Raw genomic sequence first — 20,911 nt, forward strand, 5'->3', positions numbered from 1 at the left:
GATGATGGCGACGGGGGGCGTTTCTGTGGTGTCCAAGGCGTCTCGTCCGTTCAGGCGATGATGTCGGGAATGATCTGATCTTCCAGCTTGGAAATCTTGTCCTTGAGGATAAGCTTCTTCTTCTTCATGCGCTGGATTCTGAGGGCTTCGCAGCCGGTCTGGATCATGGCGTTGATCGCGGCATCGTAGTCTTCGTGCTCCTGGCGCAGCCGTGCGACGGCAAGCCGTAATTCAGCCTGTTCCTGGTCTGCCATGCTATTCGTTCCCCTCGGCGGAGAGGCGGCCCGACCGCCTCTTCCAGTCTCTACAAAGGCTGCTCCTACCACGAAAGCCCTGGTAACGGGAAGTTATCCCTTGCCACGTTTTCGCCTTCGACAAATGAAAAATGACATGGCACACTGGTTCTGTTGCAACCTGGACCACCCGGCATGAAAGTGACCGGGTGCAAGCAAAAGGAAGGAACTGTCACATGTCGATTGAGGCACATCTGGCCACGCTCGAAAAGAAGCATTTCGCTCTCGAAGAAGAGCTCCATGCTGCAATGAATCGCCCCTCCGCGGAGGATCAGGCGATTGCGGATCTCAAGCGTCGCAAGCTGCGCATCAAGGATGAGATCGAGCGTCTTCGCTCCACGGCACACTGAAAAGACAGGGATTTTTCCAATGCCATAGCGAGGGTGAGGGTCGCGAAACAGACGGTCTGCATGGGAGGACCAGGGTAGGAGCCCATTTCGCGAAACCGCCCCGAGAAACGCAATGATGGATGTCTGACGCCCTGGCCTGCCGCAACGGCACGCCGGGGCGTTCTGTTTCAGGATGGGACGGGTCGGCTCCTACGACCAGAACTGGTCGAGCCAGAGATTGAGCCTGTCGAAGCCCCTGGCATTGATCGCGTAGATGCGGCGGGTGCCTTCGGCCCGCACGCTGACGAGATTGCAATCGAGCAGGGCCTTCAGGTGCTGCGAGACGGCGGGACGGCTGATCGGCAGGCCTTCGGACAGTTCATTGACCGTGCGCGGCGCGCGCCGCAATTCCTCCAGCAGGAACCTGCGGTGGGGATCGGCAATCGCCGCAAAGGGATCCGGGTGCGCCATGGGCGAAAGCTATGGCAAGGCAGCATTGCCGGCAAGCAATTTGTGCGCTGCCGAAGACCGCGTCAGAGAAAGGCGAGCGCTCCGTCATAGACGAGCTTGAGGCCGGCGATCAGCGCCATGGCATACATGAAGGGGTAGAAGACGTCGGGCTTCATGCGCTTGACGATGAAACCTCCGCAGGCCGTCGCCACGATGGCGAGGGGAACGAGCGTTGCCGAGATCGTCAGGTTCGTCGTGTCGAGCTGGCCCAGCGCGAAATAGGGGCCGAGCTTGATGGCGTTGAGGATGGCGAAGAAGCGCACGCCTGCCCCGGTATAGTCGCGCGGCGGCAGCTTCAGCGGCAGGCCGTAGACCTGGAACGGCGCGCCGCCCGCATGGGCGACGAAGCTGCCATAGCCGGAAAGCGTGCCGAGGAAGGCGGCCGGTGCCAGCCGGTGCGGCTTTGCCGCGATGACGTAGCCGTGCCGGGCGCGCCAGCTGTTGTAGAAATAGCGGGCGACGAAGAGCACGGTGATGAGGCCGATGATGAGGCGCAGCGCATCGCGCGGCACATAGGCCGAGGTCGCCCAGCCGATGGCGATGCCGAGGAGGGCGCCGGGCAGCATCATCTTCAGCAGCGTGCGGTCGTTGTGGTTGCGCCAGATGTAGAGCGACACGCAGTCCATCACCACGAGGATCGGCAGCAGGATGGCGGCGGCCTGCACCGGCGGCACGGCCATGGCCAGCAACGGCACGCCCATGAGGGCGAGCGCCTCGCCCATGCCGCCCTTGGTGAGGCCGACGAGGAGAACGGCGGGGACGGCCGCATAATAGATGGCGGGGTCGACAGGCATGGAAGGCGATTGATCCTCTTCGTCCTTCCGTCTATCCGCTTTGATCTGTTATGACGAGCCCCGAACCATCGTAATCCAAGGGAAGTGCCCATTCATGTCCGACGTTGAAACCCGCTGCCGCCTTGTGCTTATCCTTCCAGAGGGCGAGGACCTTGCTGCGCGGGCTGCCATGCTGGAGGGTGCGCTGAAAGGCGGTGACGTCGCCTCGGTGATCCTGCCGCAATACGAGCTGGACGACGGCCAGTTCCAGAAGCATGCCGAGGCGCTGGTGCCGATCGTCCAGCAGGCGGGCGCGGCGGCGCTCGTCGCAGGGGATACGCGCGTTGCCGGAAGGGCCAAGGCCGATGGCATCCATGTGACGGGCGGGCTTCAGGAACTCGGCGAGGCGGTGGAGAAATTCACGCCGAAGCTCATCGTCGGCGGCGGCAATGCGACGGACCGGCACAGGGCGCTGGAGATCGGCGAGGTGCGGCCGGACTACATCTTCTTCGGCAAGATCGGCGGCGACATCAAGCCGGACGCCCATCCCAAGAACCTTGCGCTCGCCGAATGGTGGGCCTCGATGGTGGAGATTCCCTGCATCGTGCTCGGCGGCACCGATCCGCAATCGGCGCTCGCGGTCGCCGAGGCGGGCGCGGAGTTCGTGGCCCTCGACAAGGCCGTCTTCGCCGATCCCGCGCAGGCCCCGCATGTTGTTGCCGCCGTGAACGCGCTTCTTGACGAAAAAGCGCCACGGTTTGAGGAATAGTAGACGCTCATGATCAGGGCCGTTCTCTTGCAAGCTTGCCGTATATCCTCCGTGGCGCTTTTCGCCGCGGGCGTTCTCGCGGCCGTGCCCGCCGGCGCCGAGACGGTCAGGAAAGGCCCCGCCGTCACGGCAGGCGCTGCGGATGCGGGCGCGAAGGACGCGGCCGGGGACGAGAAGCCTGCCACCACGGAAAAGCCGGCGGGTGGGGACAAGCCCGCCGAGGGGCCTTCGACGGGCCTTACGGTGCTCGACCGCATGGGCGCGGACCTGCCGGCCCTGCCGGAGGAAAAGCCCTTTGCCGGCAAGGTCGACGACGCCTATGGCGCGTTCCAGCGCGGGCGCTACCTGACGGCGATGGACCTCGCCCTGCCGCGCGCCCAGCTCGGCGATCCGGCGGCCCAGACGCTCGTCGCCGAGATCCTCGACCGCGGCCTCGGCGTCAAGCGGGATCGCGACCAGGCCATGTTCTGGTACCAGCAGGCGGCCAATGGCGGCGATCCGACCGGCATGTTCAAATATGCGGTGCTCCTGATGGAGCGCTCGGGTTCCAAGGAGGACCGCAAGAAGGCCGACGAGCTGATGAAGAAGTCGGCCGATCTCGGCAATCCCTCCGCGCAGTTCAATTACGCGCAGGTCCTGGTGGCCGATTCCCCCGGCGAGAAGGGCCTGCGCGAGGCGCTGCCCTACTACGAGAAATCCGCCGAGCAGGGCATCGCGGATGCGCAATACGCGCTGTCGCAGATCTATCTGAACCTGAGCGACCTGCCGCAGGAGAAGACGAAGCGGGCACGCGAATGGCTGCTGCGTGCCGCACGCGCCGGCGTCGACACCGCCCAGCTCGACCTCGGCATGTGGCTCGTGAACGGCACGGCCGGCGAGCGCGACTACGAGGCCGGCTTCAACTGGCTGAAGCGGGCGGCCGAAGGCGGCAATGCCGTCGCCCAGAGCAAGCTCGCCCAGCTCTACATCCACGGTATCGGCACCAGGTCCGATCCGGTGGAAGCGGCGAAATGGTTCGTGCTGGCGCGCCGCGCCGGGCTGAACGACCCGTCGCTGGAGGATTTCTATCTCGGGCTGAACGACCAGCAGCAGAAGGCCGGCATCGACGCGGCGAACAAGTACCGGTCGGGTTCCTGAGGCCCCGGAATTTACCCTGTTGCGCGAAGCGATGCCCTGCATTGCATCGCTTGCAGGGGCGAAGGCTTGAAACTTCGGGGAATTTGTGGTCTTGAGGCGCATCCCGGTCCCGGTGCGCTTCCCGCGCCGCGGTTCCTGCCGTCCCGAAGCGCCGGACATTCCCGAAGGACTCTAGTTGCATGGCTCGTTCAGCTCTTCTCAACGTCATGGTTCAGGCCGCTTTCAAGGCCGGCAAGTCGCTCGCCCGCGATTTCGGCGAAGTGCAGAACCTGCAGGTCTCGCTCAAGGGCCCCGGCGACTACGTCTCGCAGGCCGACCGCAAGGCGGAGAAGCTGATCCGTGAGGAACTGATGAAGGCGCGGCCGACCTACGGTTTCCTCGGCGAGGAATCCGAGGAGATTACCGGTACGGACGGCGCGCACCGCTGGATCGTCGATCCGCTCGACGGCACGACCAACTTCCTGCACGGCATTCCATGCTTCGCCATCTCCATCGCGCTGGAGCGCAATGGCGAGATCGTCGCGGCCGTCGTGCTGAACCCGGCGACGGACGAGCTCTTCACCGCCGAGCGCGGTGGCGGCGCCTTCCTCAACGACCGCCGCCTGCGCGTCGCCGCGCGCAAGAACCTTTCCGACGCCGTCATCGGCTGCGGCGTGCCGCATCTCGGCCGGGGCAACCACGGCAAGTTCCTCATCGAGCTGCGCCATGTGATGGGGGAGGTGGCCGGCATGCGCCGTCTCGGCTCCGCCTCGCTCGACCTTGCCTATGTGGCGGCCGGCCGTTTCGACGGCTTCTGGGAGCGCGATCTCTCGCCCTGGGACATCGCGGCCGGCATCCTGCTGATTCGCGAGGCTGGCGGTTATGCGAGCGACCTGGAGGGCGGCACCGCGATGTTCGACACCGGCACCGTCGTCTGCGGCAACGAATATATCCACAAGGCGCTGCGCGAGGTGCTGCATCGCCCGGTGCCCACGCGCTAAGCGCTTGAAACAGGCGGCGCATTCCGCGCCGCTGTTGCGGCCTTACCCCTTCAATTCGGCGCAATCTTCCTCTAGTCTCCGCCCCGACGAGAAAGCGGAGATGCGACTACATGGCTAAGCTGGCGCTGTCGGGCTGGGGAGGGTCGGCCGAGACCGGGGACGACTACCCGCACAAACTCTCGAGCCCCATGGCCTTCTTCTGGACGATGGTGATCTTCCTCATCATCGTCGGCTTCGTGGCGGCGATCCTCTTCCGCCAGGCGCAGACGGCGTTCCTTTCCAATCCCGGTCTCAACGGCCTCATTCTCGGCGTGCTGCTGATCGGCATCCTCCTGGTGTTCAACCATGTGCTGGCGTTGCGGCCGGAGGTGCGCTGGTTCAACTCGTTCCGCGCGGCCGGAAGCGCCGAGAAGGTCGGGCGCGATCCCGTTCTCCTTGCGCCGATGCGCGCGCTGATCGGCCGGCGCCATTCCGTCGCGCTCTCGACGGCGACCTTGCGCTCGATCCTCGATTCCATCGCAACGCGCCTCGACGAATCGCGCGACACGTCGCGCTACCTGATCGGCCTCCTCGTCTTCCTCGGCCTGCTCGGCACCTTCTGGGGCCTGCTCGGCACGATCGGCTCGATCAGCACCGTCATCCAGTCGCTCGACGCCGGCGGCGGCACGGCGAACGATATCCTCACCGCCCTCAAGCAAGGCCTTTCCGCGCCGTTGACCGGCATGGGCACGGCCTTCTCGACCTCGCTCTTCGGCCTTTCCTCCTCGCTCATCCTCGGCTTCCTCGACCTGCAGGCCGGCCGTGCGCAGAACCGCTTCTACACCGAGCTGGAAAACTGGCTTTCCTCCGTCACGGATGTCGGCTCCGAATTCCAGCCGGCCGCCGACATGCCCGCCACCTCCTCCGCCGACGTCCAGGCGCTCGCCGAGCAGATCCTCAAGCTCGCGCAGGAGGGCGGCGGCAGCAACCGCTCCACCGCCGCCATGGCGAGCCTTGCCGAGGGCATCCAGGGCCTCGTCAAGAACATGCGCAGCGAGCAGCAGATGCTGCGCGACTGGATCGAGGCGCAGCAGGAGGAGGCGAAGGCGCTTCGCCGCACGCTCGACCGGCTTGCCGCGCGCACCGCTGCCGAAAGGGCCGAGCGCGCCGCTGAAAAAGCCCAGACGGCCGGGGGCGAATAACCATGGCGCTTGCCCGCAACCGGCGCAGCCAGCGCGCGGTCGATTACTGGCCGGGCTTCGTCGATGCGCTGTCGACGCTGCTCCTCGCTATCATGTTCCTGCTGACGGTGTTCGTGCTGGCGCAGTTCTTCCTCAGCCGCGAGATTTCCGGCAAGGACGACGTGCTGAACCGGCTGACCAGCCAGATCAACGAGCTGACGCAGCTCCTGGCGCTGGAAAAGAGCGGCAAGCAGGATCTGGAAGATGCGCTCGCCAACCTGCAGGCTTCGCTCGCCCAGTCGGAGAGCGACCGCACGCGGCTCCAGCAATTGCTCGATAGCGGCGCCGGCGCCTCCGATGCGGCCAATGCCCGCGTGACGACGCTGGAAGGCGAGCTGGATACGGAAAAGCAGGTGAGCGCGCGTGCGATGAGCCAGATCGAGCTGCTCAACCAGCAGATCGCCGCCCTGCGCAGCCAGATCGCCGCCGTCGAGGAAGCCCTGCAGGCCTCCGAGGCCAAGGACAAGTCCTCGCAGGCGAAGATCGCCGATCTCGGCCGGCGCCTCAACGTCGCCCTGGCGCAGCGCGTGCAGGAACTGAACCGTTACCGGTCCGACTTCTTCGGCCGCCTGCGTGAAATCCTCTCCGACCGCGAGAACATCCGCATCGTCGGCGACCGCTTCGTCTTCCAGTCGGAAGTGCTCTTCCCTTCGGGCGGCAGCGACCTCAACGAGGCGGGGCAGGCGGAGATGCGCAAGCTCGCGGCCGCGCTGCTCGACCTGGCAAGGGAAATCCCCTCGGAGATCAACTGGGTGCTGCGCGTCGACGGCCACACGGACAACGTGCCTCTGTCAGGCACGGGACGCTACCGCGACAACTGGGAGCTATCCTCCGCCCGCGCGACGTCGGTGGTGAAGTTCCTGATCGCCAACGGGGTGCCTGCCAACCGGCTCGTCGCTGCCGGCTTCGGCGAATTCCAGCCGATCGCCGAGGGCAGTGACGACACCGCCCGCGCCACCAACCGCCGTATCGAGCTGAAACTTACCGAACGATAGCCCGGCCGGTCAGCCGACCGCGCGCGCCTCGCCGAGGAATGCCTGGCCGCCATGGTCGAACTGAAGGCGGGCAAGGCGCGCATAAAGACCGTCCTGCCGGATGAGCGACTGGTGCGTGCCTTCCTCGACGATGCGACCGTCCTCCATGACGAGGATGCGGTCGGCCTTGAGGACGGTGGCGAGGCGGTGCGCGATGACGATGGTCGTGCGCTTGCCCATCTGGCCGTCGAGGGCCTTCTGCACCAGCGTCTCGCTTTCGGCGTCGAGGGCCGATGTGGCCTCGTCGAGCAGCAGGAGCGGCGCGTCCTTGAGGATGGCGCGGGCGATCGCGATGCGCTGGCGCTGGCCGCCGGAAAGCGTCACGCCGCGCTCGCCGACCATCGTGTCGTAGCCGTCGTCGAGCCGTTCGATGAACTCTTCCGCCTGCGCGGCGCGGGCGGCGGCGCGGATCGCCGCGTCGCTGACATCGTTCATGCCGAAGGCGATGTTGTCGCGGATCGTCGCGGCGAAGATGGTGACGTCCTGCGGCACGAGCGCGATGCGGCGGCGCAGCTCTTCGGGATCGGTGGTGCGAAGGTCCACGCCGTCGAGAAGGACGGTGCCGGAATCGGGATCGTAAAAGCGCAGGACGAGCGAGAGGATCGTGCTCTTGCCGGCGCCCGAGGGGCCGACGACGGCGACGGTCTCGCCCTGCTTCACCGAGAAGGAGAGGCCGTTGATGCTGCGGTAGCCGGGACGGGCCGGGTAGGAGAAGTGGACGTCCCTGAAGGCCAGCTCGCCGCGGGCGGGAACCGGCAGGGCAACCGGGTTTGCGGGGGCGGTGATGGCCGGCGGCTCGGCAAGAAGCTCGCTCAGGCGCTCGGCGGCGCCGGCGGCCTGCGACAGCTCGCCCCAGACCTCCGAAAGCGCGCCGAGGCTGCCGGCGGCGAAGACCGCGTAGAGCAGGAACTGGCCGAGCGTGCCGGCCGAAAGCGTGCCCGAGAGCACGTCGCGCGCGCCGAACCAGAGGACGGCGACGACGGAGCCGAAGATCATGGCGATGGCGAAGCCCGTCAGCAGCGACCGGGCGCGGATGGCCGAGCGTGCGGCCTCGTAAGCGCTCTCGACGGCGCCGAAGAAGCGGGCGCGGGCGGCATCTTCCGCATTGAAGGCCTGGAGGGTGCGCGTGGCGCCGATCGCTTCGCCGGCATAGGCGGAGGCGGCGGCCAGCGTATCCTGCGCCTCGCGCGAGCGGCGGCGCACCGAGCGGCCGAAGGCGACGAGCGGAAAGACGATGACGGGGATGGCGGCGATGACGAGGCTCGACAGCTTCGGGCTGGTATAGACCATCATGGCGATGGCGCCGAGACAGAGGATGAGGTTGCGCAGCGCAACGGAGGCGGTGGCGCCGACGGCGGACTTGATCTGCGTCGTGTCGGCCGTCAGCCGCGAGACGATCTCGCCGGACTGGTTGACGTCGAAGAAGGCGGGAGAGAGCTTCGTCACATGGGCGAAGACGTCGCGCCGCAGGTCGGCCACGATGCGTTCGCCGAGCGTGATGACGAAGTAGTAGCGCATGGCGCTTGCCAGCGCGAGGAGGCCGGCCAGCACGAAGAGCATCGTGAAATAGGTGTTGATGAAGCCGGCATCCGCGCCCGAGAAGCCGTGGTCGATCATGCGGCGCACGGCGATCGGCAGGGCCAGCGTCGTCACCGCGGCAAGCACGAGGGCCACGAGGGCCCCGGCCACGAGGCCGCGATAGCGACGGATATAGGGAGCGAGCCTGCCCAGCGGACGAATGTTGCGGCGCGCGGATTTCTCCGGCGCGACTGTCTGACTGTCTATGGACACCATACCCCCGTTTCCAGTGCCTGGCGGCACGAATTGTCTTTCGGCTCTTGTTATCCAGACGGCCTTCATGTATAGGCTCGCCATCGAATTGGGAAGCCGTAGGTCCGACTGACTGCGGCTTCATTTACGTCTTTGGCCCCGCTGTCGCAATCCATTGCGACAAATGGCCTCCGGAACAGGCAGGAAAGTTGTCATGAAGGCTGATATCCATCCCCAGTACCACACCATCAAGGTCGTGATGACCGACGGCACCGAGTACGAAACCCGCTCGACCTGGGGTTCGGAAGGCGCAACGATGAACCTCGAAATCGACCCCAAGTCGCACCCGGCCTGGACGGGCGGCAACCAGCAGCTCATGGACCGCGGCGGCCGCGTCTCCAAGTTCAAGAAGCGCTTCGAAGGCCTCGGCCTTTAATCTGCCTTCCGCAGTGGATTTTCGAGAACCCGGCTTCAGCCGGGTTTTTTGTTGCCTGGTTGCGGGTTTGCCCCGCATCCCCCTGCCGGGACATTCTCCCCGCAAGCGGGGAGAATGGGATGTTGCACCGTTTTCCTCCAAGCGCTGGAAGTGCAGGAAAACGGTTCGCCCAGCGCTCCTCGCCCCGCTTGCGGGGAGAGGATGCCGGCAGGCAGGTGAAGGGGGGAGGGGCCGCAAACAGCAGGCAACAAAAAACCCGGCCGAAGCCGGGTCGTTGCGTCGCTATGCGCGTGTATCGCTCAGTTGTTGCCGAAGGCGGTCTGCAGCAGGTTGAGCTGGGCCTGGACGCTGTTCTGGTTGTCCGGCTGGAAGGTCTGGACTTCCTGCGGGCGGTAGATCTCGCGGTCGAGCAGCGCGACGCGGTTCTGCAGGCGCAGCGAACGCTCGATGAGGTCGCGGAAGGCTTCCGGCAATTCGTTCCAGCCGGGCGCGGTCTTGTCGACGTTGAAGCCGTCGAGGCGAACCTTGTTCTTTTCCGACAGGACCTGTTCGCGGCTCATCTCGCCGTTGTTGACGGCGCGCTGCAAGAGGAGCCAGGAGGCCATCTGCATCAGGCGGGTGGTGAGGCGCATCGATTCCGCCGCATAGAGCACGGAGGCCATGCGCGGCAGGACCTTGGAGGCCTGGCGGCCGACGCCATCGAGATAGCTCGCGGTCTCCTCGACCAGACCCATGCCCTCGGCGTACAGGGACTTGAATTGCGCCGACGACGCAACGTGGCCAGCAAAGCTGACGGTATTCAATCCTCTTTCGGACATGGTTTCATCCCTGTTGACGCAATCACATTTCAGGTAACGGACGCTCGGCCCCGGGTGTTCCAAGTGACCGGTCTATGCCTTGAAGATGATGCCATAACCCAATTCGCGCAAGGGTATTCTTAAGAAAGGGTTAATCTCCACAATTCTTTCGGGACAGGTGCAAAGGGGTGGGGGCGGCAAACAAAAAAAGAGCCGCGGAAAGCGGCTCTCAAGGTAAACAGGGAGAAAAATCAGACCGCTTCCACAAGGGTGAAAATGTCTGAACCCGGAAGAACCGGACGAGCAAGTAATAACGTGTAAGGCTTAATGGCCGGTTAACTCTATTGTCGTTCCGCCTTTCGCTGTGTCTTTTCTGCAAGGCCTGCGGCAATCCGGCGCAGCTCAGCGGAAGAGGTTTTCCGCCGCCGAGCGGCTAGCGCCCTTCCTCGCCTTCTCCGATTCGAGGCGTTCGATCTCCGCGCGCATAAGATCGATTCGTGCGGAAAGCTCATCCACCGAAAGCAGCGACAGGTCGCTGCCGATCTCGTGTGCGATCTTCCTGGCCGGGCGGTCGTCGTCGAAGAGGCTCATGCGGGTCGTTCCTCCTGTTGCTCGTCGGCGACCTGCGAATGGGGCAGGGCGCGCGGCGAAAGCTGAAGGCTTTCCGGCGTGGTGAGCGTGCCGGGGTTGATGGTGGTGTAGGAGTCGCGCATCTCCGCCGGGAGCGCGGCGCGGCGGCGGCTGCGGAAGATGGCGTAGGCGGTGATGAGGATATGCGCCCAGCCGGTGACCATGAAGAGCGCGTAGGGGCTGACCGCCGACATGATGGGGCCGCCGAGGGTCGGGCCGATGATCGTGCCGACGCCGTAGAGCAGCAGCAGGCCGCCCGACACCTTCACGAAGTCCTCGGGGCTGGCGAAGTCGTTGGCGTGGGAAACGGCGATCGGATAGAGCGCGTTGGCCATCGCGCCGTAGAGCGCGGTCAGCACGAGCAGCATCGTCACGGACGCCGGCTGGAAGATGAAGAGCGCAAGGCCCGCGGCGGCGGCGATGGCCGAAAGCACGGCGAGCACGATGCGGCGGTCCACCCTGTCGGAGATGCGGCCGGCCGGAAGCTGCATGACCGCCCCGGCGAAGATGGCGACGCTCATCATGATGGCGATGGTGCTGGACGTGAGGCCCGCATTGGCGCCGAAGACCGCGCCGAGCGTGCCGAAGGCGCCGTTGGCGATGCCGATCAGCACGATGCCGACGCAGGCGATCGGCGACGTGCGGTAAAGGGCGGGAATATCAAGCCTGACCTGCTTCAGCGGCTGGGGCGAGGCGGCGGTCGAAAGCGTCGTCGGCAGCATGGCGAGGCAATAGAGGATGCCCGCGAACATGAACAGGATCGGCGTCGTGACATCGCCGAGGGCGACGGTCATCTGGCCGCCGACGGTGCCGATCAGCGTGATGGCGATGTAGAGCGAGAAGATCAGGCCGCGGCTCTCGTTGGTCGCACGCTCGTTGAGCCAGCTCTCGATGATCATCGACGTACCGGCGATGGAAAAGCCCGTGACGGCGCGCAGCACGATCCACCAGACCGGATCGACCAGGATGCCCGTCAGGAGCGCGATGATGGCGATCAGCGAGGCGAAGCCGGAAAAGGCGCGCACATGGCCGATGCGCTTGACGACGGTCGGCGCCAGAAGGCAGCCGAGGACGAAGCCGCTTGCCCAGGACGTGCCGAGCAGGCCGAGCATCGTCGTCGCATATCCCTCGAAGGCGCCGCGCATCGGCAGGAGCAGGCCGTGCAGGCCGTTGCCCAGGAAGAGGAACAGGGTGCCCATCAGAAGCGCGAAGACGGATATGAGGTTTTTACGCATGAGACTTTCGCAGTTTCGCCGATGGAAGGAATAGCGCACCTGTTGACGATTGCCAGATGGAAAGGCGAGGGCGGGCGCGTTTTTCGGGCTGTGCGCTGTTGGCTTGGAAAAGTGTCCGAGGTGTGACAGGAAGAGGCGAGAAAGGCCGCCATGTCGAAAATCCTCCCCGCCCTGCTTCTCGCCGCCATGCTGCTGCATGTCATCCGGCCCATCGGCCTGCCGGGGCTGCGCCGGCGCACGGATTTCTGGAAGATCGCGGTCGTCGCCATCGCGCTGATGATGCTGACGGTGCTCATCCGGCCGTAGGCGGCTGCGCCCAAGTGCGGGCTGGCGGCCTTGTGTCCTGAAACGCAAAAGGGCCACCCGAAGGTGGCCCCCATGAGGTTTGGTCCCGTGCGGACCCGGGCCTGTCGGCCCGAAGGAAGGTGGGCTCAGAACGAGGGCTGCCTCGTTTCGTTCACCACAATTCCCATGCCCGAAGCCAAGACCGAAATCTCATTAGACATTGGATCACCTTCCTTTCTCTACGTTGACGTTAAGGAGAATGTAGGCGATCTGCGGCGCGGCGCAAGAGGGCAGCGTTATTTCTGCTGGCGCAGGATGTCGACGCCCGGCAGGGGCTTGCCTTCCATCCATTCCAGGAACGCGCCGCCGGCGGTCGAGACATAGGTGAAATCGTCGGCGACGCCCGCATGGTTGAGGGCGGCCACCGTGTCGCCGCCGCCGGCGACGGAGACGAGCTTGCCGGCCTTGGTCTGCTCTGCCGCATGCTTTGCGGCGGAGACCGTCGCGGCGTCGAAGGGGGCGATCTCGAAGGCGCCGAGCGGGCCGTTCCAGACGAGCGTCGAAGCGCGGGAAATCCAGGCATTGACGGCCTCGATGGTCTTCGGGCCGACGTCGAGCATCATGGCGTCGGCAGGGATGGCGTTGACGTCGACGACCTCGTTCTCGGCATTGGCCTTGAACTCGCGGGCGACGACGCCGTCTTCCGGCAGCACGATGGCGCAGGTGGCGGTCGCGGCCTCGATCATGATCTGCTTTGCGGTGTCGGCAAGATCATGCTCGCAGAGCGACTTGCCGACATCAGTGCCGCGGGCGGCCAGGAACGTGTTCGCCATGCCGCCGCCGATGACCAGCGCGTCGACCTTCTTCACGAGGTTCATGAGAAGATCGATCTTGGTGGAGACCTTCGCGCCGCCGACGATGGCGACGACCGGGCGGGCCGGGTTGCCGAGGCCCTTTTCCAGCGCCTCCAGCTCGGCCTGCATGGTGCGGCCGGCATAGGCGGGCAGGAGATGGGCAAGGCCCTCCGTCGAGGAATGGGCGCGGTGGGCGGCGGAGAAGGCGTCGTTGACGTAGATGTCGCCGTTGGCGGCCAGCGCGGCGGTGAAGTCCGGGTCGTTCTTCTCCTCGCCCTTGTGGAAGCGGGTGTTTTCGAGGAGCAGGATGTCGCCGTTCTGCATGGCGGCGATGGCGGCGGCGGCCTTTTCGCCGATGCAGTCGGCGGCGAACTGGACCTTGGTGCCGAGGACGTCGTTCACGGCGGGCAGGATCTGCTCCAGCGACATGTCGGCGACGACCTCACCCTTCGGGCGGCCGAAATGGGCGAGCAGGACGACCTTGGCGCCCTTCTTGGAAAGTTCCCGGATGGTGGGGGCGACGCGCTCGATGCGGGTCGCATCGGTGACCTTGCCGTCCTTGACCGGCACGTTGAGATCGACGCGGACGAGCACGCGCTTGCCGGCGATGTCGGTGAGGTTGTCGAGGGTCTTGAAGGTCATGGGCATTGGCTCCCGTCAGAGTCTTGCGAATAGGGTGGGATAATCGGTTACGAAGCCGTCGGCATCGACCGGAAGCTCCGCGCCGAAGCTGCGATCCGCCGCTTCGTAGAGGTAGCGGCTTGCCGGCGAAAGGCAGGTGTAATGCTGCCCGTCGACGAAGGGCACGAATGTATCGAACGGGACGTACACCATCTTCAGCGTGGTCCTGCCGTGTTCGACGGAAAGTCCCAGCCGCCGGATCGGCAGCGTGTTGGTGAAGGGCGATCCGGCAAGATCGATGTCCATGCAGCCGTCGAAGACGGGAAGCGGCGTTCCATCCTCGTTGCGCCAGCGACCATCGCCATCCGACAGCATCGCGGTGCGCCTGCCGGCCGTATCCTCGACAAGGAAGGCGCGCACGCGCCAGGTGGCATCGAGGTCGATGCGGTAATGGACGCCGAAGGGCCGGTCGCCCTGTTCGCCGATCACGGTGCTTTCGGCCCGAAGGCCGCCGTCGACCGCCCGTACGGTCAGGTGCTCCAGCCCCTCACCCTCGAACGGACGCCAGCGGACCGTCTTGAGGGCGAGGGGCGGGAACATTGTCGGCGTCCTTAGATCAGCTTGCCGAGGGCGACGGCCGTGTCGGACATGCGGTTCGAGAAGCCCCATTCGTTGTCGTACCAGGAGAGGATACGCACGAGGTTGCCGTCGAGGACCTTGGTCTGGTCGGCGGCGAAGTTCGACGAATGGCTGTCGTGGTTGAAGTCGATCGAGACGAGCGGGCCGGTGACGTAGTCGAGGATGCCCTTCAGTTCGCCTTCGGCGGCTGCCTTGATGGCGGCGTTGACTTCCTCGGCGGTGACGTTGCGCTTCGGCACGAACTTCAGGTCGACGACCGAGACGTTCGGGGTCGGCACGCGGATGGCCGAGCCGTCGAGCTTGCCCTTGAGCTGCGGCAGCACGAGGCCGACGGCCTTGGCGGCGCCGGTCGAGGTCGGGATCATCGACAGCGCAGCGGCGCGGGCGCGATAAAGGTCCTTGTGCATGGTGTCGAGGGTCGGCTGGTCACCCGTGTAGGAGTGGACCGTCGTCATGTAGCCCTTCTCGATGCCGAAGGCCTTGTCGAGAACGTAGGCGACCGGTGCAAGGCAGTTCGTCGTGCACGAGGCGTTGGAGATGACGAGGTCGTCCTTGGTCAGCGTGTCGTGGTTGACGCCGAAGACGATGGTCTTGTCGGCATTGTCGCACGGGGCCGAGACGATGACGCGCTTGGAGCCATTGGCAAGGTGCGCGGAGGCCTTTTCCTTGGTGGTGAAGAGGCCGGTGCATTCCAGCGCGATGTCGACGTCGCCCCAGGGCAGTTCCTTCGGGTCGCGGATGGCGGTGACGCGGATCGGGCCGCGGCCGACGTCGATCGTGTCGCCGGAAACGGTGACGGTGCCGGGGAACTTGCCGTGGACGGAATCGTAGCGGACGAGGTGCGCGTTGGTCTCGACCGGGCCGAGGTCGTTGACGGCGACGACTTCGATGTCGGTGCGGCCGGATTCGACGATGGCGCGCAGGACGTTGCGGCCGATGCGGCCAAAGCCGTTGATGGCAACTTTCACAGTCATTTCGGGTCTCTCCCTATGGATAAACGTTTGGCGATGCGAGGCGCGGCCGGGGCCGCGCCCGACGGCGCTCAGGCCAGCTTGGCTTCCGCGGCGGCGACGACGGCCTCCGGCGTGATGCCGAAGTGCTTGTAGAGCTCCTTGTAGGGGCCGGAGGCGCCGAAGGAGGACATGCCGACGAAGATGCCGTCCGAACCGATGAAGTGATCCCAGCCCTGGCGGATGCCGGCTTCGACCGCGATCTTGACCGGCGAGTTGCCGATGACGGCCTGCTGGTAGGCTTCCGGCTGCTCGGCGAAGAGCTCGAAGCAGGGGACCGAGACGACGCGGGTCGAGATGCCCTTGGCCGAAAGGGCCTGCTGGGCCTTTACCGCGATCTCGATTTCCGAGCCGGTGGCGAAGATCGTCACCTGTGCGTCGCTCGCCGAGACGAGATCGTAGGCACCGCGGGCGCAGAGATTCTCTTCCTCATATTCGAGGCGTACCGGCATCAGGTTCTGGCGGGTCAGCGCGATGGCGGACGGGCGGTTGTGGCTTTCGAGCGCAAGCTGCCAGCATTCCGCCGTCTCCGTGGCGTCGGCCGGGCGGAAGACGAGGAGGTTCGGGATGGCGCGCAGCGCGGCCATGTGCTCGACCGGCTGGTGCGTCGGGCCGTCCTCGCCAAGGCCGATGGAATCGTGCGTCAGCACGTGGATGACGCGGATGCCCATCAGGGCTGCAAGGCGGATCGACGGACGGCAATAGTCCGAGAAGATCAGGAAGCCGCCGGAATAGGGGATGAGGCCGCCGTGCAGCGCCATGCCGTTCATCGCGGCCGCCATGCCGTGCTCGCGCACGCCGTAGTGGATGTAGCGGCCGGAGAAGTCGGTCGGGGTGATCGACTTGGTCTGGCTGGTCTTGGTGTTGTTGGAGCCGGTCAGGTCGGCGGAGCCGCCGATGGTTTCCGGCAGGACGCCGTTGATGACTTCCAGCGCATCTTCCGAAGCCTTGCGGGTGGCCGGGTTGGGCTTCGTCTCGGCGAGCTTCCGCTTGTAGGCGGAGATCGCGGAATCGAGGCTGCCTTCGAGGTCGCCGGCAAAGCGGCGGACGAACTGCGCCTTCTTCTCGGCGTCGGTCTTTTCGAGGCGGGCTTCCCATTCCTTGTGCGCCTTGGTGGAGCGCAGGCCGGCGAGGCGCCAGGCGTCGAGCACGTCGGAGGGAACGACGAAGGCTTCCGATTCCCAGTTCAGCGCCTTGCGGGTGGCGGCGATCTCTTCGGCGCCGAGGGGCGAGCCGTGGACCTTGTGCGTGCCGGCCTTGTTCGGCGCGCCGAAGCCGATGGTCGTCTTGCAGGCGATCAGGGTCGGCTTGTCGGACTTGTGGGCTTCCTCGATGGCGGCGGCGATGGCGTCCGGATCGTGGCCGTCGACGGCGATGGTGTGCCACTGGCTGGCGCGGAAGCGGGCGTGCTGGTCGGTCGAGTCGGCAATGGAGATCGGGCCGTCGATCGAGATGTTGTTGTCGTCCCAGAAGACGATCAGCTTGTTGAGCTTCAGGTGGCCGGCGAGCGAGATCGCTTCCTGGCTGATGCCTTCCATGAGGCAGCCGTCACCGACGAGGGTATAGGTGTAGTGCTCGATGAGGTCGGAGCCGAACTCGTCGCGCAGCTTGCGCTCGGCGATCGCCATGCCGACGGCATTGGCGATGCCCTGGCCGAGCGGACCCGTGGTCGTCTCGATGCCGGCGGCGTGGCCGTATTCCGGGTGGCCGGCGGTGCGGGCGCCGAGCTGGCGGAAATTCTTGATCTCGTCGATCGTGATGTCCTCGTAGCCCGTCAGGTAGAGCAGCGAGTAGAGGAGCATCGAGCCGTGGCCGGCCGACAGGACGAAGCGGTCGCGGTTCGGCCAGGACGGCGTCTTCGGGTCGAAGGACAGGAAGCGGGTGAAAAGAACCGTTGCGATGTCTGCTGCGCCCATGGGCAGGCCGGGGTGACCCGAGTTCGCCTTTTCCACGGCATCCATGGAAAGGAAGCGAATTGCGTTCGCCATCCGGTCGTGTTTTTCGCGAGAGATCATGACTGTTCCGTCTTCTTCGTGGTGTCGGGGCCGATGCCGTTCCGGGGTATCGGTTGGAAGCGGGTGACACATAGCAGGTGCACGGTCTAAGTCAACGAATTCGGCGGTTTTTGCGGCACTTGAAGCCCGGTTCTGCGACCTTTTTTAGCGGTTTCGAAAGCGTGTGCGGGACTGTACGCGCACCTGTCCCGAAGCGCCGATCCACAGCGGCTTTGGCGCCGGGATTGCCGCGCTGTTGACGCTCGGGCCCGCTGTTGAATACTGTCAAGGCAAGGGAACCGGCGCTGGCGGCGGCGATTCGTATTTTTGAAACTGCCGGTGAAGGCTTCATGACCAACGGGGAAACAGTCAGGGCGGCGATCGAGGAGCTTCGCAGGGCTCTCGCGAGCCTCGAGAATGCGCTCGACATGCGCTTCGACCGCGAGCGCAACCATGTCGAGGTGGAAGGCGAGGTGCGCCGGGTGAATGCCGACCGCTCGCGGCTCGCCCAGGAGCTCGACCAGTCCGAATTCCGTGCGAACCGCCTTGAGGAGGTGAACCGCGAGGTCTCCCGCCGGCTCGTCACGGCCATGGAAACGATCCGGGCCGTACTCGACCGGTAATCCCAATCAGAAAGCGATGGCATGGCACAGGTAACGGTACAGATCGACGGCAAGGCCTATCGCATGGCCTGCGAGGAAGGGCAGGAAGGGCATCTGGAAGAGCTCGCCGCCGGCTTCGACCGGTACGTCGGTCACCTGAAGAGCCAGTTCGGCGAGATCGGCGACCTGAGGCTCACCGTCATGGCCGGCATCATGGTGATGGACGAACTCAACGACGTCACCCGCCGCCTCGCCAAGCTCGAAAAGGAAACCGAGGACCTGCGCAAGGGCCGGGAGGGCGTGATGAGCGAGGTTTCCCGCAACGAGGAAGCGATCGCGCAGGCGCTGGGCGAACTGACCAGCCAGATCCAGGGCATGGCCGCCAAGCTCACCGGCAAGGCGCCGGTGAACTGATCCCAAGCGTTTCCGCTCTGCTGGGAGTTTCGCGCTCTCGCTTGAGGTGCTCCAGGAATTACCACTGGCGAAAACGCCGCTTTCATCCTATATGTCTAAGGCGATCTGCGCTTCCCGACAGGAACCACAATCCCTGGGGCCATACTCGATCCAAAGGGAGCTGTCCCTGACCCGGCCCGTGGGCTTGGTCACACGGTGCCCACCTACGTTTGTAGGCACCCAGGATCGTAAATCTCCATCGGTCGTCGCGGATCGTACCGTCTTGAAATCATCGCCGAAACGAAAAGGCCGCCCATGGGGCGGCCTTCGTGTCTTGGTCCTGACGCAGGCGGCTTATGCCGCCGCTGCCTTCAGTTCCTTGTCGACCATGGCGCGCAGGCTGCCGAGGTCCTTGGCAAAGGCACGGATGCCTTCGGAGAGCTTTTCCGTCGCCATGGCGTCTTCGTTCAGCATCCAGCGGAAGGCCTTCTCGTCGACCTTGACCGGCGAGACCTTGGTGGCCTTTTCCGGCGAGAGCTTGCGCTCGAGCGCGCCCGATGCGGCGTCGAGTTCCTCCAGCAGGGCGGGGCTGATCGTCAGGCGGTCGCAGCCCGCGAGCGCTTCGATCTCGCCCGTGTTGCGGAAGGAGGCGCCCATGACGATCGTGTCGATGCCGTTGGACTTGTAGTAATCGTAGATCGCGCGGACCGAGAGCACGCCCGGATCCTCTTCCGCCGTGAAGGTCTTGCCGGCTGCCTTGACGTGCCAGTCGAGGATGCGCCCGACGAAGGGCGAAATGAGGAAGACGCCGGCATCGGCGCAGGCGATGGCCTGGGCCTTGTTGAAGAGCAGCGTCAGGTTGCAGTCGATGCCTTCCTTCTGCAGCACTTCGGCGGCGCGGATGCCTTCCCACGTCGAGGCGAGCTTGATCAGGATGCGCTCGCGGGAAATGCCGCGCGCGTCATAGGCCTTGATGATCTCGCGGGCCTTGGCGATGGAGGCCTCGGTGTCGAAGGAGAGGTCGGCGTCGACTTCCGTCGAGACGCGGCCAGGCACCAGTTCTGCAAGCGCTGCGCCGACGGAGATGGCGAGACGGTCGGCGACGGCCGAGACAACGCCCTCGCGGTTGCCGCCCTGCGACTGGCCCCAGCGGATGGCTTCCGCGACGGCGTCGGCGAAGGCGGGCGTGCCGAGCGCCTTCAGCACGATGGTGGGGTTGGTGGTGCAATCGACCGGCTTCAGGCGGCGGACGGCTTCGATGTCGCCGGTATCTGCCACGACGGTCGTCATCGCGCGGAGTTGTTCAAGCTTGGACGTCATATCCGAAATCCCGAATGGTTGTTGCCGGGCCGGCTTTCCCAAGGGGGAACGTCGAACCCTCCTCCATGTTCCTGTGAACGCGCGCCCCGCGACCGTGCTTCCGTTTCGCTCTCTGGGCGTGCCTGCACACACGATCCGCCGGCGGAAAGCCGCCAGCCGATCTCACGGGGACTATCGACATTTCCGCCGGAGAAAGTCAAGCACTTTTGCCTAATCGGATGAACATATGTCGCATTTACCGTTTGATGTGCTATGGTGCCGGCGGAGACGACTTTGAGGAAGATGGAGGCGACGTGGCAAGGCTCCGGCGCGATACGCATACGGCTTATTCGGAATCGGCGGCGCTGCGCCTGCGGGCCGCCTGGCTCTATTACAACCAGGGCCTCACCCAGAAGGACGTGGCGGAAAAGATCGGCGTCAGCCGCACCACGGTCGTGCGCATGCTCGACGAGGCGCTGAAGCGCTCCGAGGTGCAGATCTGGATCAACGAGGGCATCGCCGACTGCGTCGAGCTCGCCGGGCGGCTGGAGAAGGCCTACGGGCTGGACGAGGCCGTGGTGGTGCCGGCGGCCGACAGTGCCGAGGGGACCGCAAAGAGCGTGGGCCTCGCGCTCGGCCAGTTCCTGACGGAAGCGATCCCCGACGACTGCACGGTGGGGGTCGGCTGGGGGCGCACGCTGACGGCCTCGCTCGCCAGCTTCCGCCCGGCGCGGCGCGAGCGGGTCAAGGTCGTCTCGCTGCTCGGCGGCGTGGTCGAGGCGCATCATATCAACCCGATCGAATATACCTGGCGGCTGGCAAGCCAGCTCGGGGCGGAGTGCTACCTGTTCCTCGCGCCGCTGCTGGTCGATTCGCGCGAGACCAAGCGCAGCCTGATCGAGAAATGTGGCCTGAGGACGCTGTTCGACCTGGCGGAGAACATGGACATCGCGGTGGTGAGCTGCGGCGACATCGGGCCGCGCTCGAGCTCGCTGTCGCGCGATTTCATCGCGAGAGAGGAGTTGGAGGAACTGGTGGCCGCCGGCTGCGTGTGCGACACGATGTGCAATTTCCTCGATGCCGAAGGGCACACGATCGACCATCCCATCCGCCACCGCGTCATGTCGATCGACCTCGACACGGTGAAGAAGGCGCGGCACATCGTGCTGGTCTCAGGCGGTGCGCATCGCGCGCCGGCCATCCGCGCCACGATCCGGCGCATCGGCTGCAACACGCTGATCACCGACGAGGGCGCGGCGCACGCCATGCTGCGGCTTGCCGAGACGTCCGCGGCCGCCTGA

At 65.4% G+C, this 20,911-nt stretch carries 23 protein-coding genes and 1 other RNA gene; 12 read left to right on the forward strand and 12 right to left on the reverse strand.

The window, feature by feature from the left end; all coding sequences use genetic code 11:
- Positions 1-50: 50 nt before the first annotated feature.
- On the reverse strand, positions 51-254 hold the full coding sequence (locus L0976_RS05605) for a YdcH family protein (protein WP_203316054.1): 204 nt from the start codon (positions 252-254) through the stop codon (positions 51-53).
- A gap of 215 nt (positions 255-469) precedes the next feature.
- Here L0976_RS05605 and L0976_RS05610 point away from each other — a divergent pair, with 215 nt between their 5' ends.
- Positions 470-643, forward strand: a complete 174-nt coding sequence (locus tag L0976_RS05610) for a YdcH family protein (RefSeq protein WP_203316053.1) — start codon at positions 470-472, stop codon at positions 641-643.
- A gap of 189 nt (positions 644-832) precedes the next feature.
- On the opposite strand, the gene L0976_RS05615 is transcribed toward L0976_RS05610, so the two are convergent.
- Complete coding sequence (locus L0976_RS05615; protein ID WP_203316052.1) at positions 833-1,093, reverse strand: helix-turn-helix transcriptional regulator; 261 nt, start codon at positions 1,091-1,093, stop codon at positions 833-835.
- A gap of 62 nt (positions 1,094-1,155) precedes the next feature.
- On the reverse strand, positions 1,156-1,926 hold the full coding sequence (locus L0976_RS05620) for a sulfite exporter TauE/SafE family protein (RefSeq protein ID WP_234186477.1): 771 nt from the start codon (positions 1,924-1,926) through the stop codon (positions 1,156-1,158).
- 94 nt (positions 1,927-2,020) lie between these two features.
- Here L0976_RS05620 and L0976_RS05625 point away from each other — a divergent pair, with 94 nt between their 5' ends.
- From L0976_RS05625 to L0976_RS05645, 5 genes are all read left to right on the forward strand, one after another.
- Positions 2,021-2,674, forward strand: coding sequence for a thiamine phosphate synthase (locus L0976_RS05625; RefSeq protein WP_234186478.1), 654 nt, complete (start codon positions 2,021-2,023; stop codon positions 2,672-2,674).
- Between the two features lie 9 nt (positions 2,675-2,683).
- Positions 2,684-3,811, forward strand: coding sequence for a tetratricopeptide repeat protein (locus L0976_RS05630; protein WP_234186479.1), 1,128 nt, complete (start codon positions 2,684-2,686; stop codon positions 3,809-3,811).
- 179 nt (positions 3,812-3,990) lie between these two features.
- Entirely contained in the window at positions 3,991-4,791 is an 801-nt protein-coding gene (locus tag L0976_RS05635) for an inositol monophosphatase family protein (protein ID WP_234186480.1), read from the forward strand.
- 110 nt (positions 4,792-4,901) lie between these two features.
- Positions 4,902-5,972 (forward strand): MotA/TolQ/ExbB proton channel family protein, encoded by a 1,071-nt coding sequence (locus L0976_RS05640; protein ID WP_234186481.1) that lies wholly within the window; start codon positions 4,902-4,904, stop codon positions 5,970-5,972.
- Between the two features lie 2 nt (positions 5,973-5,974).
- Positions 5,975-7,006, forward strand: coding sequence for a peptidoglycan -binding protein (locus tag L0976_RS05645; protein ID WP_203316046.1), 1,032 nt, complete (start codon positions 5,975-5,977; stop codon positions 7,004-7,006).
- A gap of 9 nt (positions 7,007-7,015) precedes the next feature.
- Here the strand turns inward: L0976_RS05645 and L0976_RS05650 are convergent, their stop codons facing one another.
- Positions 7,016-8,839 (reverse strand): ABC transporter transmembrane domain-containing protein, encoded by a 1,824-nt coding sequence (locus L0976_RS05650; protein ID WP_233290608.1) that lies wholly within the window; start codon positions 8,837-8,839, stop codon positions 7,016-7,018.
- 190 nt (positions 8,840-9,029) lie between these two features.
- On the opposite strand from L0976_RS05650, the gene rpmE reads away from it, so the two are divergent.
- Positions 9,030-9,251: a 50S ribosomal protein L31 gene (gene rpmE, locus L0976_RS05655; protein ID WP_203316044.1), complete on the forward strand. Its 222-nt coding sequence runs from the start codon at positions 9,030-9,032 to the stop codon at positions 9,249-9,251.
- Positions 9,252-9,550: 299 nt separating this feature from the next.
- On the opposite strand, the gene L0976_RS05660 is transcribed toward rpmE, so the two are convergent.
- From L0976_RS05660 to L0976_RS05670, 3 genes are all read right to left on the reverse strand, one after another.
- Positions 9,551-10,069 carry a DUF1465 family protein gene (locus L0976_RS05660; RefSeq protein WP_203316043.1) on the reverse strand — a complete coding sequence of 173 codons (519 nt, stop codon included), beginning with the start codon at positions 10,067-10,069 and terminating at the stop codon, positions 9,551-9,553.
- A gap of 381 nt (positions 10,070-10,450) precedes the next feature.
- A complete protein-coding gene (locus L0976_RS05665; protein WP_203316042.1) occupies positions 10,451-10,639 on the reverse strand; it encodes a DUF1192 domain-containing protein in 189 nt (62 codons plus the stop codon).
- A complete protein-coding gene (locus tag L0976_RS05670) occupies positions 10,636-11,913 on the reverse strand; it encodes an MFS transporter (RefSeq protein WP_234186482.1) in 1,278 nt (425 codons plus the stop codon). Before L0976_RS05670 ends, L0976_RS05665 begins: the two co-directional genes overlap by 4 nt.
- Positions 11,914-12,063: 150 nt before the next feature.
- On the opposite strand from L0976_RS05670, the gene L0976_RS05675 reads away from it, so the two are divergent.
- Positions 12,064-12,219 carry a hypothetical protein gene (locus L0976_RS05675; protein WP_203316040.1) on the forward strand — a complete coding sequence of 52 codons (156 nt, stop codon included), beginning with the start codon at positions 12,064-12,066 and terminating at the stop codon, positions 12,217-12,219.
- A 275-nt stretch (positions 12,220-12,494) separates the two neighbouring features.
- On the opposite strand, the gene pgk is transcribed toward L0976_RS05675, so the two are convergent.
- From pgk to tkt, 4 genes are all read right to left on the reverse strand, one after another.
- Positions 12,495-13,694: a phosphoglycerate kinase gene (pgk, locus tag L0976_RS05680; RefSeq protein ID WP_234186483.1), complete on the reverse strand. Its 1,200-nt coding sequence runs from the start codon at positions 13,692-13,694 to the stop codon at positions 12,495-12,497.
- 15 nt (positions 13,695-13,709) lie between these two features.
- Entirely contained in the window at positions 13,710-14,273 is a 564-nt protein-coding gene (locus L0976_RS05685) for a putative glycolipid-binding domain-containing protein (RefSeq protein ID WP_234186484.1), read from the reverse strand.
- A gap of 11 nt (positions 14,274-14,284) precedes the next feature.
- Positions 14,285-15,286 carry a type I glyceraldehyde-3-phosphate dehydrogenase gene (gene gap / locus L0976_RS05690; protein ID WP_203316037.1) on the reverse strand — a complete coding sequence of 334 codons (1,002 nt, stop codon included), beginning with the start codon at positions 15,284-15,286 and terminating at the stop codon, positions 14,285-14,287.
- Positions 15,287-15,354: 68 nt separating this feature from the next.
- Positions 15,355-17,337: a transketolase gene (tkt, locus tag L0976_RS05695; protein WP_203316036.1), complete on the reverse strand. Its 1,983-nt coding sequence runs from the start codon at positions 17,335-17,337 to the stop codon at positions 15,355-15,357.
- 329 nt (positions 17,338-17,666) lie between these two features.
- On the opposite strand from tkt, the gene L0976_RS05700 reads away from it, so the two are divergent.
- From L0976_RS05700 to ssrS, 3 genes are all read left to right on the forward strand, one after another.
- Positions 17,667-17,939, forward strand: a complete 273-nt coding sequence (locus tag L0976_RS05700) for a DUF4164 domain-containing protein (RefSeq protein WP_203316035.1) — start codon at positions 17,667-17,669, stop codon at positions 17,937-17,939.
- Positions 17,940-17,960: 21 nt separating this feature from the next.
- Positions 17,961-18,332, forward strand: a complete 372-nt coding sequence (locus L0976_RS05705) for a cell division protein ZapA (RefSeq protein WP_203316034.1) — start codon at positions 17,961-17,963, stop codon at positions 18,330-18,332.
- 99 nt (positions 18,333-18,431) lie between these two features.
- Positions 18,432-18,590: non-coding RNA, 6S RNA (ssrS, locus tag L0976_RS05710), on the forward strand.
- Between the two features lie 75 nt (positions 18,591-18,665).
- Here ssrS and tal read toward each other — a convergent pair.
- Positions 18,666-19,631, reverse strand: coding sequence for a transaldolase (tal, locus tag L0976_RS05715; RefSeq protein ID WP_234186485.1), 966 nt, complete (start codon positions 19,629-19,631; stop codon positions 18,666-18,668).
- 293 nt (positions 19,632-19,924) lie between these two features.
- On the opposite strand from tal, the gene L0976_RS05720 reads away from it, so the two are divergent.
- Positions 19,925-20,911 carry a sugar-binding transcriptional regulator gene (locus L0976_RS05720; RefSeq protein ID WP_203316032.1) on the forward strand — a complete coding sequence of 329 codons (987 nt, stop codon included), beginning with the start codon at positions 19,925-19,927 and terminating at the stop codon, positions 20,909-20,911.

Origin of the sequence: Shinella sp. NM-101 (assembly GCF_021401195.1) — a bacterium.
Lineage (GTDB): Bacteria > Pseudomonadota > Alphaproteobacteria > Rhizobiales > Rhizobiaceae > Shinella.

Excerpts from the sequence above, each read along its gene's own strand:
- rpmE (WP_203316044.1), top strand. The coding sequence starts at position 9,030 with ATGAAGGCTGATATCCATCCCCAGTACCACACCATCAAGGTCGTGATG.
- L0976_RS05650 (WP_233290608.1), bottom strand. The coding sequence starts at position 8,839 with ATGGTGTCCATAGACAGTCAGACAGTCGCGCCGGAGAAATCCGCGCGC.
- L0976_RS05705 (WP_203316034.1), top strand. The coding sequence starts at position 17,961 with ATGGCACAGGTAACGGTACAGATCGACGGCAAGGCCTATCGCATGGCC.
- L0976_RS05645 (WP_203316046.1), top strand. The coding sequence starts at position 5,975 with ATGGCGCTTGCCCGCAACCGGCGCAGCCAGCGCGCGGTCGATTACTGG.
- L0976_RS05605 (WP_203316054.1), bottom strand. The coding sequence starts at position 254 with ATGGCAGACCAGGAACAGGCTGAATTACGGCTTGCCGTCGCACGGCTG.
- L0976_RS05660 (WP_203316043.1), bottom strand. The coding sequence starts at position 10,069 with ATGTCCGAAAGAGGATTGAATACCGTCAGCTTTGCTGGCCACGTTGCG.
- pgk (WP_234186483.1), bottom strand. The coding sequence starts at position 13,694 with ATGACCTTCAAGACCCTCGACAACCTCACCGACATCGCCGGCAAGCGC.
- L0976_RS05685 (WP_234186484.1), bottom strand. The coding sequence starts at position 14,273 with ATGTTCCCGCCCCTCGCCCTCAAGACGGTCCGCTGGCGTCCGTTCGAG.
- L0976_RS05675 (WP_203316040.1), top strand. The coding sequence starts at position 12,064 with ATGTCGAAAATCCTCCCCGCCCTGCTTCTCGCCGCCATGCTGCTGCAT.
- L0976_RS05625 (WP_234186478.1), top strand. The coding sequence starts at position 2,021 with ATGTCCGACGTTGAAACCCGCTGCCGCCTTGTGCTTATCCTTCCAGAG.
- L0976_RS05670 (WP_234186482.1), bottom strand. The coding sequence starts at position 11,913 with ATGCGTAAAAACCTCATATCCGTCTTCGCGCTTCTGATGGGCACCCTG.
- gap (WP_203316037.1), bottom strand. The coding sequence starts at position 15,286 with ATGACTGTGAAAGTTGCCATCAACGGCTTTGGCCGCATCGGCCGCAAC.
- tkt (WP_203316036.1), bottom strand. The coding sequence starts at position 17,337 with ATGATCTCTCGCGAAAAACACGACCGGATGGCGAACGCAATTCGCTTC.
- tal (WP_234186485.1), bottom strand. The coding sequence starts at position 19,631 with ATGACGTCCAAGCTTGAACAACTCCGCGCGATGACGACCGTCGTGGCA.
- L0976_RS05635 (WP_234186480.1), top strand. The coding sequence starts at position 3,991 with ATGGCTCGTTCAGCTCTTCTCAACGTCATGGTTCAGGCCGCTTTCAAG.
- L0976_RS05615 (WP_203316052.1), bottom strand. The coding sequence starts at position 1,093 with ATGGCGCACCCGGATCCCTTTGCGGCGATTGCCGATCCCCACCGCAGG.
- L0976_RS05665 (WP_203316042.1), bottom strand. The coding sequence starts at position 10,639 with ATGAGCCTCTTCGACGACGACCGCCCGGCCAGGAAGATCGCACACGAG.
- L0976_RS05630 (WP_234186479.1), top strand. The coding sequence starts at position 2,684 with ATGATCAGGGCCGTTCTCTTGCAAGCTTGCCGTATATCCTCCGTGGCG.
- L0976_RS05700 (WP_203316035.1), top strand. The coding sequence starts at position 17,667 with ATGACCAACGGGGAAACAGTCAGGGCGGCGATCGAGGAGCTTCGCAGG.
- L0976_RS05610 (WP_203316053.1), top strand. The coding sequence starts at position 470 with ATGTCGATTGAGGCACATCTGGCCACGCTCGAAAAGAAGCATTTCGCT.
- L0976_RS05620 (WP_234186477.1), bottom strand. The coding sequence starts at position 1,926 with ATGCCTGTCGACCCCGCCATCTATTATGCGGCCGTCCCCGCCGTTCTC.
- L0976_RS05640 (WP_234186481.1), top strand. The coding sequence starts at position 4,902 with ATGGCTAAGCTGGCGCTGTCGGGCTGGGGAGGGTCGGCCGAGACCGGG.